Annotated in this window: 13 protein-coding genes and 1 riboswitch; of the genes, 6 read left to right on the top strand and 7 right to left on the bottom strand. The window is 61.7% G+C overall.

The genetic code is table 11. From position 1 onward, the window contains the following. Positions 1 to 3 precede the first annotated feature (3 nt). The 5 genes from tenA to thiM are packed head-to-tail and all read right to left on the bottom strand — an operon-like array spanning position 4 to position 3,860. Positions 4 to 687, bottom strand: a complete 684-nt coding sequence (gene tenA, locus MK745_RS14455; RefSeq protein ID WP_243614011.1) for a thiaminase II — start codon at positions 685 to 687, stop codon at positions 4 to 6. Further along, a complete protein-coding gene (locus tag MK745_RS14450) occupies positions 684 to 1,622 on the bottom strand; it encodes an ABC transporter substrate-binding protein (protein ID WP_243614010.1) in 939 nt (312 codons plus the stop codon). Before MK745_RS14450 ends, tenA begins: the two co-directional genes overlap by 4 nt. Next, positions 1,619 to 2,449, bottom strand: a complete 831-nt coding sequence (thiD, locus tag MK745_RS14445; RefSeq protein WP_243614009.1) for a bifunctional hydroxymethylpyrimidine kinase/phosphomethylpyrimidine kinase — start codon at positions 2,447 to 2,449, stop codon at positions 1,619 to 1,621. The genes MK745_RS14450 and thiD overlap by 4 nt, the downstream gene beginning before the upstream one ends. Next, complete coding sequence (gene thiE / locus MK745_RS14440; protein ID WP_243614008.1) at positions 2,446 to 3,078, bottom strand: thiamine phosphate synthase; 633 nt, start codon at positions 3,076 to 3,078, stop codon at positions 2,446 to 2,448. Before thiE ends, thiD begins: the two co-directional genes overlap by 4 nt. Next, entirely contained in the window at positions 3,075 to 3,860 is a 786-nt protein-coding gene (gene thiM, locus MK745_RS14435) for a hydroxyethylthiazole kinase (protein ID WP_243614007.1), read from the bottom strand. Before thiM ends, thiE begins: the two co-directional genes overlap by 4 nt. Positions 3,861 to 3,913: 53 nt before the next feature. Beyond that, positions 3,914 to 4,002: riboswitch (TPP riboswitch) on the bottom strand. A 261-nt stretch (positions 4,003 to 4,263) separates the two neighbouring features. Here thiM and MK745_RS14430 point away from each other — a divergent pair. Continuing rightward, the gene (locus tag MK745_RS14430) at positions 4,264 to 10,572 is read left to right on the top strand and encodes an AMP-binding protein (protein WP_243614006.1); all 6,309 of its coding nucleotides are present in this window, start codon (positions 4,264 to 4,266) and stop codon (positions 10,570 to 10,572) included. 28 nt (positions 10,573 to 10,600) lie between these two features. Here MK745_RS14430 and MK745_RS14425 read toward each other — a convergent pair whose 3' ends face one another. Then, positions 10,601 to 11,956, bottom strand: coding sequence for a formimidoylglutamate deiminase (locus tag MK745_RS14425; RefSeq protein WP_243614005.1), 1,356 nt, complete (start codon positions 11,954 to 11,956; stop codon positions 10,601 to 10,603). An 89-nt stretch (positions 11,957 to 12,045) separates the two neighbouring features. On the opposite strand from MK745_RS14425, the gene hutI reads away from it, so the two are divergent. From hutI to hutU, 4 genes are read left to right on the top strand one after another with little or no spacing between them, the layout of a single operon-like run. After that, positions 12,046 to 13,263 (top strand): imidazolonepropionase, encoded by a 1,218-nt coding sequence (gene hutI, locus MK745_RS14420; protein WP_243614004.1) that lies wholly within the window; start codon positions 12,046 to 12,048, stop codon positions 13,261 to 13,263. After that, positions 13,251 to 14,789 (top strand): histidine ammonia-lyase, encoded by a 1,539-nt coding sequence (gene hutH, locus MK745_RS14415; protein ID WP_243614003.1) that lies wholly within the window; start codon positions 13,251 to 13,253, stop codon positions 14,787 to 14,789. Before hutI ends, hutH begins: the two co-directional genes overlap by 13 nt. After that, positions 14,786 to 15,583, top strand: coding sequence for an N-formylglutamate deformylase (gene hutG / locus MK745_RS14410; RefSeq protein WP_243614002.1), 798 nt, complete (start codon positions 14,786 to 14,788; stop codon positions 15,581 to 15,583). Before hutH ends, hutG begins: the two co-directional genes overlap by 4 nt. Next, entirely contained in the window at positions 15,583 to 17,247 is a 1,665-nt protein-coding gene (hutU, locus tag MK745_RS14405) for a urocanate hydratase (protein WP_243614001.1), read from the top strand. Before hutG ends, hutU begins: the two co-directional genes overlap by 1 nt. 24 nt (positions 17,248 to 17,271) lie before the next feature. On the opposite strand, the gene MK745_RS14400 is transcribed toward hutU, so the two are convergent. After that, on the bottom strand, positions 17,272 to 17,961 hold the full coding sequence (locus MK745_RS14400; protein WP_243614000.1) for a GntR family transcriptional regulator: 690 nt from the start codon (positions 17,959 to 17,961) through the stop codon (positions 17,272 to 17,274). Positions 17,962 to 18,851: 890 nt separating this feature from the next. Here MK745_RS14400 and MK745_RS14395 point away from each other — a divergent pair. After that, positions 18,852 to 20,150, top strand: coding sequence for a hypothetical protein (locus tag MK745_RS14395; protein ID WP_243613999.1), 1,299 nt, complete (start codon positions 18,852 to 18,854; stop codon positions 20,148 to 20,150). The last annotated feature ends 13 nt before the right edge of the window (positions 20,151 to 20,163 follow it).

The raw sequence follows: 20,163 nt of genomic DNA, 5'->3' as shown, positions 1-20,163 counted from the left end.
TCATCACACCCTAAGCCCCATCTCCCAGAAACCAACCTCGAGCCGCGTGGCGGTCGTGAACCGCTGTTGCACCTGCGCCCACCGGGGCGCCTGCCAAGGTTCAGCCCCCAGACGTCGCGACACGGCGCCATCGACCATTTTGCCAAGCATCACCATGGAAGATTGGTATGACTCATCCGCGTAGGTTTCGATCCAGTCGCGGTAGGGCGTGCCCGGCGCGGCCTCATGTGCAAGACGGCGCCCGATCTCCCCATATCCAAAACAACACGGCGCGAGCGCGGCCATCAGGTCGATGAAATCCCCCTGCAACCCGGCATCAAGAACATAGCGCGTATAGGCGAGGTTCTCGATCTCTTCAGTCGCGGTATAGAGCGCTTCTTCGTCAATCCCCTCGTCCGCACAGGTCGCGACATGCAACGCCATCTCGTGGTTCACCAAAGCATCGAGAACTCCAGTGCAGGCCTTTGTCTCTTCAAGCGTTTCCGCCTTCACCACAGCGAGGGACCACGCACGAGCGAAATGCACGAGAAACACATAGTCCTGCACGAGGTAGCGCAGGTAGGCCGCGCGCGGCAGACTGCCATCGCCGATTCCTCGGACAAAGGCATGCCGCGTATAGGCCTGCCATGTCTCGGCACAGCCCGCGCGCCACCGTTCGAAGACGGCCCCATAGGAAACGCCGCTCATTGCGTTGTCACATCGATGGCGATTTCGGAAACCGGATGCAGGCCCGGCGTCAGGCCCGCCTCAAGCAGAAAGGCCTCGAACCGAGCATAGCGGCCCGCATCAAGCGCCGCTGGACGCAGTGCAAAGCGGGGCAGCGTGTCGATCCATGCACGGCGATTCAACTCATCCGCCAACTCTGGCGAAGTTGCCGAAAACACGTCCCAGCTGTCCTTGGGATGGTTGACGATATACTGCGTGGCCTTCTCTGTCGCTGCGAGAAAGCGGCGTATCATGTCGGTGTCCATGCGATCCGCATTGGCCACATAGATCAACTCATCATAGGACGGCAGCCCCTCTTCCTCGACATAGAAACAGCGCCCCGGCCGACCTTCGATCTCCATCTGGTTCAGCTCGAAATTGCGAAACGCCCCGATCACCGCATCCACCTGCCCCGACATGAGCGCCGGCGAGAGAGAGAAGTTTACATTGACGAGCTCTACATCCCCAAGCGTCAGGCCGTAGGTCTCAAGGATGCGCCCCAACACCGCCTCCTCGACGCCACCAACGGAAAAGCCGATCTTGGCCCCCTTCAGGTCCGCAGGTGTGGCCACCTCTCCGTCCGCAAGCGTCAGCAAGCAGTTCAAAGGCGTCGCCACCAACGTCCCGACCCGCCGCAGCGGCAAACCCTCGTGACGTTGCAGATGCAATTGCGGCTGATAGGAAATCGCAAGGTCCGCCCGCCCGGCAGCCACCATCTTCGGCGGATCGGACGGATCGGCCGGGGCAATCATCTCAACCTCTAGCCCCGCCTCGGCAAGAAAGCCCTTCTCCTGCGCAATGATGACCGGGCCATGATCCGGGTTGACGAACCAATCAAGCAGCAGCGTGACCTTGTCCTGCGCCATGGCGGGCAAGGACAAGAGCGAAAAGACGGTGGCGTATAGTAGCGTTCTCATGAGGGGGATCCATTCTGGTCTGAGGAATACGCCGCATAAAGCGCGGCGAAATGGTGTGTCGGACCATGCCCATGCCCAACCCTGAGGTCGTCCGCATGTGCAATGGCGTGCGATACATAGGCTTTGGCGGCTTCGGTCGCTTTCGGCAGATCCGCGCCTTTGGCGATCTGCGTGGCCAGCGCCGAGGACAGTGTGCAGCCCGTGCCATGGGTGTTTTGCGTCTCCCTGCGCGGGCTTTCGAACCATCGGCATCCGTCCTCAAACACAAGGCAGTCAGGGCTGCCCGCGCCTTCGAGATGGCCGCCTTTGATCAAGACCGCCCCTGGCGACAGGGCACGCAGCGCCCGGCCCTGCTCTTCCATCTCGGCACGGCTGGTCGTGATCTCACTGTCCAGCAAATGCGCCGCCTCCGGCAGGTTCGGTGTCACCACCGTCGCCAAAGGCAACAGGCGCGTGCGTATCATCGCCACGGCGTCTGGCTGCAACAGCGCCGCGCCGCCCTTGGCGATCATCACCGGGTCAAGCACGACCGGAACGGCCCGACCCTCCAAGGCATCGGCCACGGCCTCTGCGATCTCTGCCGTGGCGATCATGCCGATCTTCACCGCATCGACCCGGATATCCGCAAAGATCGCGTCGATCTGCGCGCGCACAAACTCGGCAGGCACAAGATGGATACCCGACACGCCCGCCGTATTCTGCACTGTCAGCGCGGTGAGCGCAGCCATGGCAAACCCGCCATTGGCCGAGATGGATTTCAGGTCCGCCTGAATTCCCGCTCCGCCCGAGGGATCGGATCCCGCGATACTAAGAACATTCGGGATCATGGCTGCGCCTCTGGGAAAAAGGCCTGCGTTGCGGCGGCGATATCCGGCTGGCCACAAATGGCCGACACAACGGCCGAGCCATCGGCCCCGGCGGCCAACACCTGCTCATGGTGCATGGCCTTGATCCCGCCAATCGCTACGCTCGGCAACCGGCTCAACCCCGCAAGCTCTGCAAGACCCGATAGGCCGATGGGCGTCGCATGATCGGTTTTGGTCGCCGTACCAAAAACCGGCCCCAACCCAAGGTAGTCGACAAGGGCAGGGTCTGCCGCGACAACGGCCTCGGGCGTCTCGCAGGACAGGCCAAGGATCTTTCCTGCGCCAAGCCGCGCACGCGCCTCTACCGACGACATGTCGCCCTGACCGATATGGGCCCCATCCACTTCTGCAGCGGTCGCGGCCTCCACATCATCATTGATGACCAACGGCACCCCGGTCCCCTGCAACGCGTCTTTCAGCGCCAGAGCCAAGGCAATGCGGTCACGCGTGCTGATGTCCTTGTCCCGCAACTGCACCATGGTCACTCCGGCGGCGACAGCCTGCCCGACCGTTTCCACGACGCCTCGCGCTCGACACATCTCCGGATCGGTCACCAGATAGAGCCGCAAGTGCTCTCGCAGATCGCTCATGACAGGGCCGCGTCCATGATCGCCGCCTCAAGCTGTGATGGTTCAACCGAGGCCAGAGCATCGAGAAAATGGACTTGGAAACTGCCCGGCCCCTCGGCATGCGCGGCGGCCTGCGCCCCGGCAACCTTGAAATGCGCCAGTGCCGAAAGAGCGGCGTCAAAGGCCGGCCCGACAGCGGCATAGGCTCCCATCAATGCTGTCTGTGAACAGCCCAGCGCAGTGACCTGAGGCATCAACGCGGAACCGCCTGCCACCCGCGCCATGCGTGCCCCATCGGTCACGAAATCCTCTGGCCCCGTGACGGCGACGACACAGCCATATTCGCGAGCAAGTGCCTTGGCCGCCCCTTCGGCATCTGCGACCGCATCACCGCTATCCGCGCCCTTTCCGGCCCCGGCTTCTCCGGCAAGGGTCATGATCTCCGAGGCGTTGCCGCGCAAAATAGCGGGGCGCATCCCAAGAAGATCCTGCGCCGCCTGCTTGCGAAAGCCGCTGATGAAATGCGCGACCGGGTCCAGAACCCAAGGTATCCCATGGGCGTTGGCCACCCGCACCGCCACCCGCATGCTCTCGAGCCACTGCGCAGAAAGCGTGCCGATATTGACCGTGACAGCACCGCTCAAAGGGGTGAAGGCCTCCATCTCTTCCGGCGCATGCACCATCGCCGGAGAGGCGCCCGCCGCAAGGACGACATTCGCGGCGATATTCATCGCCACATAGTTGGTAATGCAATGCACCAAGGGAGCCTTGGCGCGCATGTCTTTAAGCAGGGTTTGGGTCATGATCTCTCTCCCGCCGCACGGGAGAGACGGTCGAAAGACATCAAGGGCGATGCGCGAACTGACCGGTACCTCCCTCCGCCGGCATTATCCGGTTCAGGTTCAAAGGGTACATCTCAGCCTCACGGCGCCCCTGGTATTCGAAGGGGTAACGGGTTCGTCTGACCGTGTCAAAGTGGTAAGCGTCACAAGGCGGCACCGCGCGGAAATCAGGCACGCGGTCAAAACACGATCGGAGTCCAAAACATCTCACACTCATGTCTGGACAAGCGCCCTTGGCACCGTTTCAATTTGATACATACAGACCACTCTTCTATTGCCGTAATGGTGTATTTTGGATAAGTTTTTTTCGACGCTGGTAATGCTAAAGTATGTGTTTAACGATTTTTTGTAGAGGATCATTGCCATGGCCTCAAAGCTCAGAGATGAGCTGTCCGATCCGATCTCCCGGACGTCCCTGATCGACCTTGCCTCGAGAATTCTGCAAACGCCCGTTGATGCGGAACGGTCCCTTGTTTCTCAAGGGCTCGACTCGCTCGGCGCTGCGGAGCTTTTGGAAGAGCTTCAATTGCTCGGCTACGACGTAGCCTATGAATTTCTCCTCAGTGAGACCAGCATTGACCTCCTGTTTGAGGCCCTTGGCGAAAAAACCGCAGCCCGGCCCGCACCGTCCGATCTTCGAGACCCATCCGCCCCTATTGCCCTCGCTGGGCCACAGGTCTTGTGGGCGCAGCTCGAGCAAGAAAGCTGGGGGCCATGGGCGAACATAAGCCTCTGTCTATCAATGCCTGCCTCGCTTATCCGCGCGCCGTTTCTGCCCGCAATCGCGCAGTCCCTCTGCGACGCGAACGAGGCCATGCGTATGGTTCTGGTGCAGTCAGGCGACACGGTACAACAACAGGCGCTGCCCGGTCTCCAGCTTCCGGTCGAGGTCAAGGACGCACCCGCATCCGACCAAGAGGCCATGCGCCTGATCGAAGCCTTTGAAGGCAAGCCCTGCTCGCCGTTCAAGCCATCCACCCGCGCCCTGATCCTTTCCGACCCGAATAGCGAAGGCCGTCATTGGATGTGCATCACGATGCACCATGTCTTCTCGGACCGTATAAGCATGCACAGGCTCGCTCGACAGCTGCGCGAGATGATTGCCTCAAACCGCCTGCAAAACGCCGAAGCAAAGGGTTTTGATTTCTCCGACGTCGCGATCTGGAAAGCCCAGCGCGCCAATGGCCCGGACGGCGCACAGCACGCGACCACCCTCGACGCATGTCTTGCCCGCGCCGACATCACAACCACAAGACCGTTGCCACGCGTCGCCAAGACAACCTGGGACATCTTCGCGAGCCTTGACGCCAAGGCAGAGCTGCGCCTTTCCGAGACCGACGCGCTCGAACGTTGCGCCGCGCGCCTTGGCACAACGCTTCCCTTGCTGCTGCATACCCTGGCCTCGGCGCTGATCGCTCGCCTCACCGGAGAAGACAAGGCGCTCTCAGGACGCCAAGACACGCTCCTATGCCATGTCGTGTCAAACCGCGAACGCGATCCGGTGCTGAAGGACACCGTTGGCTGCCTCGACACCTCGGTGCCAGTGGCGGTCAGGCTGGAAAAGGACGAGACACTCGCCTCCCTCTGCCACAAGACGCACGAGGCCTTCTCCAGCGCGCACCTCTGCGTGTCCGATCTGCCGCGCGGCGGTTGGATACGGTCTGACGATCCATCCGAAACAGAGGGCCAGCGCGCCGCGGCACTGATCGAACGTTTTCCGCATATCAATATCGTCCGCACCCCCACACCCGCCTCCGGCGCGGCATCCGAGATCATCGAGCATTCCGTTCAACGCCCGCAGCAACCCCGCTGGGGCCTGTTGCTGCGCGCCACATTGCCTGCAAAGGCAGGGTCAGAATCCCACGATCCTGTCGGGGCCATCTTCCGGGCGTTCTCCGAAGATCGCGTCTTGGCGGGCCTCGTGCCCTATTGCCTTGTCGAGATCTTGCGCGACCTGCTCGCCGCTTCCGAAGACCGCCTTGCCGGCCTCCAGATCCACGAGATCATCGCCCGCGTCGTGGATCGCGCGGATTTCGCAGCCACCCATGTGCGCGACACCTCGGCCCTTGTCGACAAGGCCGCACAGAGCGGGGCTTTCATCTATGAAAAGCTCGTGGCCCGCCAACAGCGCTGGTATCAACACGACGCGCAGTTCCGACTGCGCCGCGACACAGAAAACCGCTTCATCGGCACGCCAAGCAATCCGTTCCCCTTCACACAGCTTGATAAGCTGAAAGAGCGCCGCTTTCTTGAAAGCCACGATGTGCCGCTGCCGGTTCTACTTCATATCGTGCCGAAAGACCGCATCGCAGAGGCGCTGACCGAACTGGCCCCGGATTTGCCGAAAAGCTTCGTCATAAAACCCGTAGGCGCCGGTCATTCCTTCGGCGTGACACTTGTGCGCAACGGCATCGATCTCTCACGAGGCGGCGTTCCCTTCGACCCGGCAACCGTCGGACAAGAGCTCGCAAAGATGGCCGAGCGCGGATTCTGTCGCCACGAAGGCAAGGTCTTTCCGTTCAACTTCTCCTCCTTCCTTATCGAGGCTTTCGTCCTCGACGAAAGAGGGTTCCCCGCTCCGACCGACTACAAGGTCTTTATGATCGGCGAGAGGTTCCTGTGGCTTCAACTGCATTTCCGCATGGACGGTTTCAACTGGGTCGCCTTCCTCGACGAAGAGTTTCGCCTGTTGCCCCAACCGGCATGGGATCCGGCCACCTGCTGGCGCACGCACCGGACCTTGGTCTGCACCGATCAGGCGATGGTAGACGCGAGAAACCCCACATGCCTTTCCGACATGCTGGCCAACTCCAAACGCTTGGCGCGTGAGATGGGGATTTTCGTGCGTCTTGATTGGTACGCCGATCGCGTGCGTGGGCCGCTCATGGGCGAAATCACGACCTTTCCGCATATGTTGCAACCGCGCGGGTTCTATACGGATTGGGCAAACACCCTCGTGAAGTCAGCCTGGCTTGAACCGGATGGTGCAGCGCAGCCCCTCCCAAGCGGCGAAGACACCCCGGACACCAACCCGATCCAAACCGCTCTGGACCTCCTCGACCAAAACGCACCAGACACGTTGGGGATCGAAGCCTTCCTGCCGCCCGCGCCCCATGCGCTCTGGTCCGTTGCCGCAGGGGTAAATTACGGCGAGCTGCGCCGCTACATTGCCGGGTTCGATTTGTCCCCGTGGGATGTCACGCCCGGCGCACGCGTGGGCATTCTGGTGGAGAACGGCGTTCAGCTTGCCGCTGCGTTGCTTGCCACCATGAACCGCTATGTTGCGGTCCCGATCGACGCCGCCCTCCCCGCCGCTCAGATCGCCTCCGAAATCGAACAAGGCGGGTTAGACGCCCTTCTTACCGTCGCAGGAAGCGATGCCGCGGATAGGGCCAAAAGCCTCCCCAAACGGCCGGGCCTGCCGATCATCGCACTGACCTCGATCAACCGGTTGGCCCTCGCCGAACTACCGCAAGCACGCACCAAGACCGTGCCAACGCAAGAGACGCCAAGGAATGGCTTGCACGATGAGGTGCTTCGCCTGCGCACATCGGGCACCACAGGCGAGCCGAAAAGCGTCGGGTTTACCTTATCGCGGCTGATGCGCTCCGGGGCCGGAATTGGGGCCTCGCTGACCCTGTCTCCTGCGGATATCGGGGTGTCCATGCTGCCGCTGCATCATGTCGGCGGAATTGCCTGCAACCTGATCGCCCCGCTTCTCGCCGCCGCCGGGATGACCCACCGGCCCGCCTTCGACCCCAAGACCTTTTTCGACGCGCTCGCAGGCCCGCAAGGCGCAACCTGGTGCTATCTCGTTCCGGCGATGTGGGGCATGGTGCTCGACTACGCCCGCACCCATCCCGAACTCCGTGACACCCGCCCCTGGCCGCGTTTGCGCGCCATCCGAAGCGCAAGCGCCGACCTGCCGAATGCCATGGCCCGCGACCTCGCAGATCTGTTCGGAGACGCCGTCGCCGTCCTGCCGACCTATGGCATGACCGAGGCGATGCCGATTGCCGCCCCGCCCCTGACCTATCGCCTTGAAAAGCCGCGCAGCGTCGGTCGCGTCCTGCCGTCCGTCTCCGTCGAGATTGTCGACAACGATGATCCCTCCCTACCCCCTGTGGCACCGGGTCAGGTCGGTGAGATCACCGTGAAAGGGCCCTGTGTCTTTGACGGTTATATCGAGACCGGTGGCCGAAACACCGATAGCTTTACGCCGCGCGGATATTTCCGCACCGGCGATCTAGGATGCCTTGCGGCCGATGGCTCCGGGTGGCTCCGGATCGAGGGCCGGATCAAGGACACGATCAACACAGGAGGCGAAACGATCCCCCCGGCCCACGTGGAAGGGGTGCTGGCCCCCTATCCTGCCTGGACTGTCGATGGCGTTCGCGTAGAGCTGATGGCCTTTGCACGCAAGCACAATGACCTTGGCGAAGAGGTCGCCTTGGCTGTGGTCGGCGCCCCGGATGAAATGGCCCTATCCGACCTCTATAGCTGGGCGGTTGCACATTTGCCGCCGCCACAACGCCCGACAACCCTCGTGCACCTCACAAGCCTGCCCCGGTCACCCAACGGCAAGCTACAGCGGGCACAGTTCGCCGAGCGCTTCAATGCCAAGGTGCCGCCGGGACAGACGGGACTGCTCGAAACCTACATCTGGTCAGATGACGAGGCCGCCCCGCGCCTGCGCGACTCCACGCGCACTGCGACGGTCCAATCCGCACACCCCGCAACCGCCTCAGAGGTTAGCCTCGCCGCGGTTCTGGAGGTGATCCAACAGCATGTCGGGGCGGGCACCACTTTGGGGCCGGATACATCGCTGACCGACGCAGGCGTCAACTCGCTTGCTGCTGTCGAGCTGTCTTTACTTCTCGGGGATCGGTTTCAGCTTGAGCTCCCGACATGGATCCTAAGCGACCACCCAACGCCACGCGGACTCGTTGCTGCGATCGCCGACCTGAAAACACCGGGATCTGGCGCTCCGGCGCCACAAGAGCGCACAGACCCGCCGCCCTCCGCAACGCCGCGATCTTCTGCGCTACGTGTGCTATTTCTGCATGGCGAAGGTGCCGACGCCGACCTCATGGAAAAGAGCCTGCGCGCCACGCATTGGACCGGGCGCTTGTCCGGCAAGGTCGAATTCGTCTTTCTGGACGCCCCCCACCTCTGCGCCCCAATGCCCGAGTTTCATGCCATCGCCGTCGAGGCGGGGCTCTACAAGAAACCGGCCTACCGAAGCTGGGCCGTGACAGAGCCGGACACTTTGCAGCAAAGCCTGTCCGCCGTCCGCCAGAGCCTGCAAGATCTTGGCCCCATCGACGCAATTGGCGGCATCTGCGACGGCGCCCTCGTGGCCGCCCTGATCGCGATGGAACACCCCGAGCTTGAGTTCTTCCTCAGCATGTCGCCAAGCCCGGCCTCAAGCCTCGATGCGTCCTGGAACGGCCCAACCACGCCGATCCCTTGCCGATCTCTGCATCTGGTCTCGGGGTCGGACGAACAACATACGCTGGCGCAACAACTCGAGATCACCCAATGGTGCGAAGCCGCATCAATCCGCCAACACGAACACGGCCACGCCGTCCCGCGCTTCAGTGCTGCGCTTGAGAAGGAGGTGCTCCAGATCCTAGGGGAGACACCGACCTTAGGAAGCACCGCAAACGCCCCGACGCAAGAGGCGCCGCGCGCGCCAGCCCCCACGCTGCATCTCGTCACAGAGTCCGCGCGCTACGAACCCGTCGTGGCCAAATACACGGCACAAATCCTGCGACGTCCCCATATCGGCAAGACAGAGGACTTCTTCGACGCGGGGGGCGATTCCCTCAAGGCGATGGTCCTTGCGATGAAGCTTGAGCAAAAACTCGGGATGGACCTGCCGTTCGAGTTGCTCTTCGCAGAAGGCGCGACGGTCGAGAGCATGGCACGCGCAATTGCGTTTTGCCGGGACACCAACGTCACAGGGGTCATCTCTCCCATCGGCCATTCGACGGCGTCGCATGAAATCTATGCGCTACCGCCCTTGAACGGATATCATAGCGCGTACCTCGCCCTGTCCCGCGCTCTGGCGGACACGGCAAGGCTCGTCGGCGTGAAACCCCCGATGCTCGGCAAAGGCGGTTGGAACCCCTCTGATCGACTTCAGAACATCGCCGAAGAAGCAGCCACCGCAATCGCCCAGTCCACAGATCGAAAAACGATCGACCTCATCGGCTGTTCCGCCGGCGGTGTGCTTGCGTTTGAAACCGCGCGTGTTCTGGTTGGCTGGGGGTATGAGATCGGCTGTCTCGCAATCGTCGACACCGATTTCACTTCTGTAAAGAACCGCTGGCCCGTGCCCGTCAAATACATCGCCGAATGGCAGAAACATCTCTCTCGCCGCGCGCGGGGCAAAACCAATCTGCGCCGCGGATACCGACACCTTCACTTCCGCGCCCTGCTCGCCGGTTGGTCTCCTGAACCCGTCAGGATTCGTGCGCCGATCTTCTTCAGAGCCGAAGCTGGCAGCATTGACGCCGAACAGATCAGGCTCTGGCGTGAGGTGATTGACGGGGATCTTGCCGTTGTGGACTTTCCCGGCCCGCACGAAGGTTTTGTCCTACCCGAAGGCGCCGAGAGAATTGCGCATGGGATTAGGACCCGTGGCCTCGCCGAGATGTCGGCCGCATGACGCCCCGCACGGGTGCCCGCAACACATCCTACGCGTGCACCAGTTCCCGCATCGCCGCCCGGTAGCGTTCAACGACCTGCGCGCGCCGGATATGACGACCGTCGCGCACCATATGCCGCCCAGCGCTCCAGACATCCGTGACCACATTGTCCTTCGCGGCAAAAACCAACCCATCGAGAAGCGAGTCGCGGGACAGCGCACAAAGCGACGGGGCCTGACTGTTGATCGCAACAAGATCGGCGAGCATGCCGGGCGCAACCGCCCCGGCCTCCCGCGCAAGTGCCTGCGCCCCGCCTCGCGCCGCCGAACTGTATAGAAACGCCCCCACCGACCCTTCACCGGGCGTAAGGACGTTGCGGCTCGTATCACGAAGGCGCTGCGAATATTCCAACGTCCGAAGCTCTTCTGTGAGCGAGATATTGACGTTGGAATCCGATCCGATCCCGAACCGACCTCCCGCCGCGACATAGTCCGGTCCGTTGAACGGGCCATCGCCAAGATTGGCCTCGGTGATCGGACAAAGCCCCGCCACCGCACCGGACCCTGCAAGACGGCGGGTCTCGGTGCCGGTCATATGGGTGGCATGAATGAGACACCAACGCGCGTCCACAATGTGATGATCCAAGAGCCACTCGACCGGCCGCGCCCCAAGCCACGCTTCGATCTCCTCGACCTCGCGCGGCTGTTCCGCGATGTGGATATGGATCGGCCCCTCCCCATGCCCGGCAACGACACGCCCAAGGTCTTCCGGCGAAGTCGCGCGCAACGAATGCGGCGCAATGCCAAGACGCGCATCGCTCGGCAAATCCCGAAGCCCGGACGACGCCGCCGCGACCAACGCCTGAAACCCGTCCACATCATTGCCAAAACGGGTCTGCCCCGCGCCCAAGGCCGCCTGCTGCGCCCCACCATAGCTATAAAGCACCGGCAGGTGCGTCAGGCCGATACCCGTCTCAGAGGTCGCCGCAAAAATGCGCTCTGACAGTTCCGCGCTATTGTCATAGGGCGCGCCGCCGGGCTGGTGATGCACATAATGGAATTCTCCCACACTGGCATAGCCCGCTTCCAACATCTCGACATAGACCTGCGCGGCAATCGCTTCGATCTGTTCAGGCGAAAGGCGGTCCATGAACCGGTACATGAGCGCGCGCCAGGTCCAGAAACTGTCGCGCCCCGCCTGCCGGACCTCCGTCATTCCCGCCATGGCGCGCTGAAACGCATGGCTGTGCAGGTTGCCAAGCGCCGGCAAAAGCGCGTCGACCCGCGCATCGCCATCCACCGCAGGCACATCCCGCTCTACCGAAGAAATACGCCCATCCACCACTGTCAGGCGCACATCGGTTGCCCAACCATCCTCTAGCAAGGCTTGCTTCGCGTGTATCATCTGTTTATTTCCGGACTTAATATCGTTATGTATAGACATATAAGCGAGTCGTCGCTACTAGGAAAGTGTAAACTCAAGAGACGTTCCCCATGACCTCCGCCCCATACCTGCTGACCAACTTGACAGCCGCCACACTGACCGCCCCCGGCCCCTATGGGCTGATCCCGGATGCGGCGATTGCGGTCGAGGCCGGGCGCGTGCGTTGGGTCGGCCCGCGCGCCGCCCTCCCCAAGGATCTGGTCGTTCGCGATCAGGTCGATCTGGGCGGACGCCTGGTCACGCCGGGATTGATCGATTGCCACACCCATCTGGTCCATGGCGGCAATCGCGCCGCTGAGTTCGAGATGCGTCTGAACGGAGCCAGCTACGAAGAAGTGGCCCGCGCAGGGGGTGGCATCGTCTCGACCGTGCGCGCCACCCGCGAAGCGAGCGAAGAGGCGCTGTTGGACGCAGCCCTCTGCCGCGCCGATGCGCTGATCGCGGAAGGCGTGACTACGCTCGAGATCAAATCTGGCTACGGTCTGGATATCGAGACCGAACTGCGCATGTTGCGCGTCGCCCGCGCGGTGGCGACAAAGCGCCCGGTACGGGTCAGAACCTCGTTCCTCGGCGCCCATGCTGTGCCGCCCGAATATACGGGACGCGCCGACGCCTATATCGACGACATCTGCCTCCCGGCCTTACGCGCCGCACATGAACAAGATCTTGTCGATGCGGTGGACGGGTTCTGCGAAGGCATCGCCTTCTCTCCCACGCAGATCGCGCGCGTCTTCGATCTGGCGAAGGAACTCGACCTCCCGGTGAAGCTCCACGCTGAACAGTTGTCCAATCTCGGCGGCGCAGCGATGGCCGCAGGCTATGGCGCGCTCTCCGCCGATCATATCGAATACCTCGACACCGCGGGCGTCACCGCCATGGCCAAATCCGGAACCGTCGCCGTGCTTTTGCCGGGGGCCTTCTACACGCTGCATGAAACCCAAGCGCCGCCCATCCCGGCTTTGCGCGACCAAGGCGTCCCAATCGCATTGGCCACCGACGCCAACCCCGGCTCCTCGCCGCTGACATCGCTCCTATTGACGATGAATATGGGCTGCACCCTCTTCCGCCTGACACCGGAAGAAGCCCTGCGCGGCGTGACGGTGCATGCGGCCCGCGCCCTCGGCTTGAAAGACGTGGGCACAATCGCCTGCGGCCAACGCGCCGATCTGGCGGTCTGGTCTGTCGAAGACCCCGCAGAACTTGCCTACCGCATCGGCTTCAACCCGCTGCACACGCGTATTTTCGGAGACGCTCCATGTCGACACTGACCCTGACCCCCGGCACAGCGACACTTGCCGATCTTGCCCATATCTACCACGACGCCGCCGCCGTGCGTCTCGACCCGTCGAGCCACGCCGCAATCCACGCCGCCGCCGCGCGGATCAAAGCCGCCGCCAATGGCGAGGCGGCCGTGTATGGCGTGAACACCGGCTTTGGCAAACTGGCATCGGTCAAGATTGCCGCCGAGGATACGGCCACGCTGCAACGGAACCTGATCCTGTCCCATTGCTGCGGCGTCGGTGATCCGATTCCGCGCGCACAGACACGGCTGATGATGGCGCTGAAACTCCTGAGCCTCGGGCGCGGCGCCTCGGGCGTGCGGATGGACCTTGTCGTGCTCATCGAAGAGATGCTGGCCCGGGACGTGACCCCTGTGATCCCGGTGCAGGGCTCGGTCGGTGCCTCTGGCGATCTGGCGCCGCTCGCGCATATGGCGGCGGTGATGATGGGGCACGCCGAAGCAACCTTCCAAGGCGAAACCCTTCCCGGTGCCGAAGCCTTGAACCGTGCCGGGCTGGCGCCGGTAGAGTTCGGCGCCAAGGAAGGGCTCGCGCTGATCAACGGCACGCAGTTTTCGACGGCCTTCGCCCTTGCAGGGCTGTTCGACGCATGGCGCGCGATGCAATCGGCGCTGGTGACCTCGGCCATGTCCACCGACGCGATCATGGGCTCAACCGCTCCGTTACAACCCGAGATTCACGCCCTGCGCGGCCACGCCGGCCAGATCGAGGCAGCCGCCTGCATGCGCAGCCTGCTGGATGGCTCTGAAATCCGCGAAAGCCACCGCACCGGCGATACACGGGTGCAAGACCCCTATTGCATCCGATGCCAACCACAAGTGACCGGCGCCGCCATCGACATGTTGCGCATGGCAGGCCGCACGCTCGAGATCGAAGCCAACGCCGCGACAGACAATCCGCTCGTGCTGAGCGACCCCGACCTGATCGTGTCTGGCGGCAATTTTCATGCCGAGCCGGTGGGATTCGCCGCCGACATGATCGCGCTGGCCGTCGCCGAGATCGGCGCCATAGCGCAGCGCCGCATCGCGTTGATCGTAGATCCGACCCTGAGCTTCGATCTGCCGCCTTTCCTGACCCCCGCGCCAGGACTGAACTCGGGCCTGATGATCGCAGAAGTCACCACCGCAGCCCTGATGAGCGAGAACAAGCATCTTGCAAACCCCTGTGTGACCGACTCAACCCCGACCTCGGCAAACCAAGAGGATCATGTCAGCATGGCGGCGCATGGCGCGGTGCGACTAGGCCGTATGGTGGCCAATCTCGAACGCATCCTCGGCGTTGAACTGCTCTGCGCGGCGCAAGGCATCGAATTCCGCGCCCCGCTTCGCACAAGCCCACCGCTTGCCGCCGTCCTGAGCCACCTGCGCAAAAGCGTGCCGACACTCACCGAAGATCGCTACATGGCGCCCGATCTGGAAGTGGCGGCCACACTGGTGCGCGACGCAGCCCTTACCGGCGCAGCCCAAACCCTCATGCCGGAGCTTTGCGTATGACACCGGTCGAAATCACACGCGGAGACAGCCCGATCGTTCTGGGACTGCCGCATACTGGCACCTGGCTCCCTGAAGAGGTTCGCGCCCAACTGAATCCGCGCGGCCAAGGGCTCGAGGATACCGATTGGCACATCGACAGGCTCTACGACGGGCTATTGCCCGGCGTGACCACCGTGCGCGCGACCTTCCATCGCTACCTGATCGACGCCAACCGCGATCCATCCGGCCATAGCCTTTATCCCGGCCAGAACACGACCGGGCTGGTGCCTCTGACGGATTTCGATGGGGAACCGATCTGGAATCGACCACCGGACAACACCGAGATCGAGGCCCGTCGACAGGCCTATCACGCCCCCTACCACCGCGCGCTACAGGCCGAGTTGGAGCGGGTGCGCGCCTTGCACGGCGTCGCCATCCTCTATGATTGCCATTCGATCCGAAGCCGAATTCCGTTCCTCTTCGACGGCCTCCTGCCCGACTTCAACATCGGCACGAACCTCGGCACCACCTGCGCCCCACAGATCGAGCACGCGGTACACAAGATCGCCCAAGCCGCGGAAGGGTTCAGCACAACCCTCAATGGCCGCTTCAAGGGCGGCTGGACCACGCGCCACTACGGCCGTCCCGACACAGGCATCCACGCGATCCAGATGGAACTGGCGCAATCGACCTATCTCACCGAGGAAACACCCCCCTGGGCCTTCGATGACGCAAAGGCCGAGCGGCTCCGCCCTCACCTCTCCGAAATACTTGCAACACTGGCCAGCCTGGCCCCGATCCTTGGAGGCAAATGATGACCAATCCCCGCCACAACATCCGTGACATCTTTCCCGACACCGGTCCCGAGATCACCGCCAAAAGCTGGCTGACCGAAGCGCCGATGCGGATGCTGATGAACAACCTGCACCCCGAGGTCGCAGAGAACCCGCATGAATTGGTGGTCTACGGCGGCATCGGTCGGGCCGCGCGCACATGGGACGACTTCGACACCATCGTCGCAAGCCTCAAGACCCTTGAAGACGACGAAACCCTGCTGGTGCAATCCGGCAAACCGGTCGGCGTGTTTCGCACCCATAAAGACGCCCCGCGTGTCCTGATCGCGAATTCCAACCTCGTGCCGCACTGGGCCAACTGGGACCATTTCAACGAGCTCGATAAGAAAGGGCTCGCAATGTATGGCCAGATGACCGCCGGATCTTGGATCTACATCGGATCGCAAGGCATCGTGCAGGGCACCTATGAGACCTTCGTGGAAGCAGGCCGCCAACACTATGACGGCACCCTCAAAGGCCGTTGGATTCTGACCGGCGGCCTCGGAGGCATGGGCGGCGCACAACCCCTTGCCGCGGTGATGGCGGGGGCCTGCTGCCTTGCGGTGGAATGCGACGAAACCCGCGCCGATTTCCGCCTGCGCACCCGCTATGTCGATGAGAAAACCCATCGCCTCGACGAAGCTCTGGCGATGATCGACCGCTGGACCAAAGCAGGCGAAGCCAAATCCGTGGCCCTGATCGGCAATGCCGCAGATGTCTTCCCCGAACTGGTCAAGCGCGGCGTGCGCCCCGATATCGTGACCGACCAGACCTCGGCCCACGATCCAATCCACGGCTACCTGCCACAAGGCTGGAGCGTCGCGGAGTGGCGTGAGAAACAGGAAAGCGACCCCAAGGCGGTCGAGAAAGCCGCCCGCGCCTCGATGAAGACCCATGTCGCCGCGATGGTCGATTTCTGGAACGCAGGCGTGCCAACCTTGGACTACGGCAACAACATCCGGCAGGTGGCTCTCGAAGAAGGGCTTGAAAACGCCTTTGCCTTCCCCGGCTTCGTGCCCGCCTATATCCGCCCGCTCTTTTGCCGCGGCATCGGCCCGTTTCGCTGGTGCGCCCTCTCTGGCGACCCGGAAGACATCTACAAGACCGACGCCAAGGTGAAAGAACTTGTCGAAGACGCCCACCTGCACAACTGGCTCGACATGGCCCGCGACCGCATCAGCTTCCAAGGCCTGCCCGCGCGCATCTGCTGGGTGGGCTTGGGTGTGCGCCACAAGCTCGGCCTCGCCTTCAACGAAATGGTCCGCAACGGCGAGCTCAAAGCCCCGGTGGTGATCGGGCGCGACCACCTCGATAGCGGCTCCGTCGCATCGCCCAACCGCGAGACCGAGGCGATGAAAGACGGCTCTGACGCCGTGTCCGACTGGCCGCTCCTGAACGCCCTCCTCAACACGGCAAGTGGCGCAACATGGGTCTCGCTGCACCACGGTGGCGGCGTCGGCATGGGCTTTTCACAGCACTCCGGCATGGTGATCTGCTGCGACGGCACCGAAGACGCCGACAGACGCATCGCCAACGTGTTGTGGAACGATCCCGCAACAGGCGTCATGCGACACGCGGATGCCGGGTACGATATTGCCAAGGACTGTGCGAAAGAGCACGGGCTCAACCTGCCCGGCATCCTCTGACCGCGCGCCGCGCCGCGCGCGCGTCTAGTATTGCGTGGTCATCCTATGGCCACGCTGATACGTCAGCCGCACCAATGTGATCGCCTTCCCCTGAAGCCAGGTCGTACGCTCTGTGCGAAACAACGCCTGGCCCACGGAACAGCCCAGATGATCGGCCAGATCGCGATCCGCCTCGACCGCCGAGAAACTGATCTCGGCGTTTGAAAACGGCAGTTCTGCCACAAGCCACTCATTCGGCCCGGCCCCCGAGAAATCCGCATCCCGCACGGCAGGAACGGTCCGCGGATTGATCCAGCGATCTTCATGCTGATAAGGCATACCATCAGCATAATGCATACAGACAAGGTGTAGGATATCCTGCCCTGGCTCCAGATCGAGCCGCCCCCGGAGCCAGTCGGGCGCCACCTGCAAGGACCGCGCGACCAAGGCATAGCGATACTCCGCCCCCTGCGCCTCGATCTCTTCCCGAACAATCGGAATCGAGAAACGCGCCTGCCGGATCGGAGAGGTTCGCACCCGCGTCCCCGCCTTACGCTTGCGCTCGACAATCCCCTCGTCGGCCAGCTCCCGCATCGCCCTGTTCACCGTGGCGCGTGCGCAACCGTAGCTTTCAGCAAGGTCAATCTCACTCGGCATCAGACTCCCCGGCGGCATCACACCACGCTCGATCTGATTGAGAAGATCGGCTTTGACTTCCTTGAAGCTCACAGTCATTGGCGCCGCCCCCTCTTGCCGCAATCGGATCCGGCACAATGGCTCTGACCCTCTTGCCACACACCATACTGACTCGGCCACAAAGAAAGAAGCCAAGACCCACGCGCCGCCGCATCCCGAAAGGCAAATACCCTCACAAAGCAAAGCGGCAGACAAACCGCCCAAGCGGCCCAACATCCCAAAAAGAAGTCTTGATAAGTGGTGCCCGGGGGCGGAATCTCCAAAAATATCCATCTCATTGATTTGAAATATAATCTTACCCATATCTCACCACAGATACCCCAAATTGCACCCCATCTATATGCTGTGGGACCAGCTGAAGCAGTGAAGCACGTCCGCGCACCCAATACTTGGCAAATGCGGCACCCAACCGAAACAGTATTTGCAAAACTCTGAAACGCTGTCCCCATCTTGTCCTTTGAAAACACCCACGCCCTTTCGCATTTATTCTGCATTCTCAAAATCGAAAGGAAAACGGGATGTCCAAAACGAAAGCCATGAGCGCGAAGGCCGCGGCTCGCATTCAATCCTCGACAAGTCGCAGAACCGGTGGGACGACCTCCAAAGGAAGTTTCGCCGCCCGAGCACAAAGCAGCGCAGCAAAAAATGCTGTCCGTAGCGGCAAGAGCAAATGACACAAGCGGGCGGTGGTTCAACCACCACCCCTTTTCGAGACAACAAATGCACTATTCCAAAGACAGAAAATTAGACAGACTCGTTGCAGATGAAGTCGCCCGCGGAGCGCGTTTCCTGAACGGAAAGAAGCACGGAAAACTCTTTCTTGTCGGTGGCGGACTACTCATCATATCAAGAACACCAAGCGACCGGAGAACGCACCTCAACGTCAGAGCGGAACTTACGCGACTACAGAGATGTCAGGCTGAATTTCCATGGTAGATGCCCTCACCCCTATACCACAGCCTTCCGAGATCGTTGCATTCCTAATCCGCGCGATGTCCCACATTGGTGACGAGCAGGAGCTTGCGCTCAAGAAAGAGCTTCAACGCCTTCGCAAGGGCAAGCCCCTCTCCCCAAGCGCTGCAAACGCGATGCTCAAGAAACACCTGGGCGAATTCCATGCTGCAAATGGGAATACCGAATGGGAGGCGACCGACTTTTTGCCAATGCTGAAGGGCTACACGCAATTATGTTTGCACCTAGATTGCTCAGCCTTACCCACAGACGTGATCCGGAGTGTGTTTGATCGTGTCGCGTGTGGTTGCTTCTTGGAGCTCTTCAAGAACCTGCTCCCCATCACTGGGGTTGCCCCAAACGAACTTCTTGGCAAGCCAGACCAAGCTACGCAGCTCCTTTGGCAATCACGCATCAAAGACCTTGGCCTCAAACAGATTGCAACCGAAATCGAGAGCATTACCGGGCTACACAAAGGGCAGGAAAACTGGGAAGCAACAATAGACCGGTGGTTAAAGGGGCAACATGATGCCCGGATCACAACTATTTTTGCGCTGATGAGAAACTGGGATCGCAAGTTCGCAAGAACACTTCTCGCCGCCCGGCTATATAGAAGATATTGCGAACTCGAGATGGTGGATCATCACAAACACCGCCCCGGTTACGAACTGCCATTCGACTATTCTGAAATTCAAACTGCGATCCAAGAACTCACACAATCTCTCGAGTATTCCTCCACCTGCTGTTTGGACAAACGCTGCGAGGATGTGGTCAATGAGCTCACTTGGCTAACACATCCGCATCGCCCGAAAGAAGCCGAGGACGCAACAAGTGCACTTGGACTTATCCAAATGCTTGAGACCAGTCTCGAGGGGCAGCCACGCTTGGCTGGCCTCGGCTTTTTCCGCGGCCTCTACCATGCGCAGATGGCTCAGCTCCCCGAGGCCCTAGAAGCATTCGATAGCGCGGCCGATTGGTTTCAGTTCAGAAGCGCTCGACAACTGAAGAATTGCCTGCACCATGCCCTGAACATTTCAAGCAAGCTCGGAAAGAAACGCATTTTTGCAAAGTGGGAAGGCTTGTGTGAAGGCTTGGGTTTGGACATAGCGTTTCCAGACGCAAGCCTTGCGCTTGCAAGAGACTTTCAAAACCCATTTCCCGAAGCTGATCCTCCCCCACTGAAGTGGTCCTCCGCTATGTTTAGGAAAACGGAGGAAACACATGGCCAACAAGCGACCGAAGCCGGAAGAGATTGTCACGAAGTTAAGGCAGGTTGAGGTTCTGACGGGG

The sequence above is a fragment of the Shimia aestuarii genome (assembly GCF_022814865.1).
GTDB lineage: Bacteria > Pseudomonadota > Alphaproteobacteria > Rhodobacterales > Rhodobacteraceae > Shimia > Shimia aestuarii_A.
The sequence above is the reverse complement of the archived record's forward strand: the minus strand, read 5'-3'. Positions and strand labels throughout refer to the sequence as shown.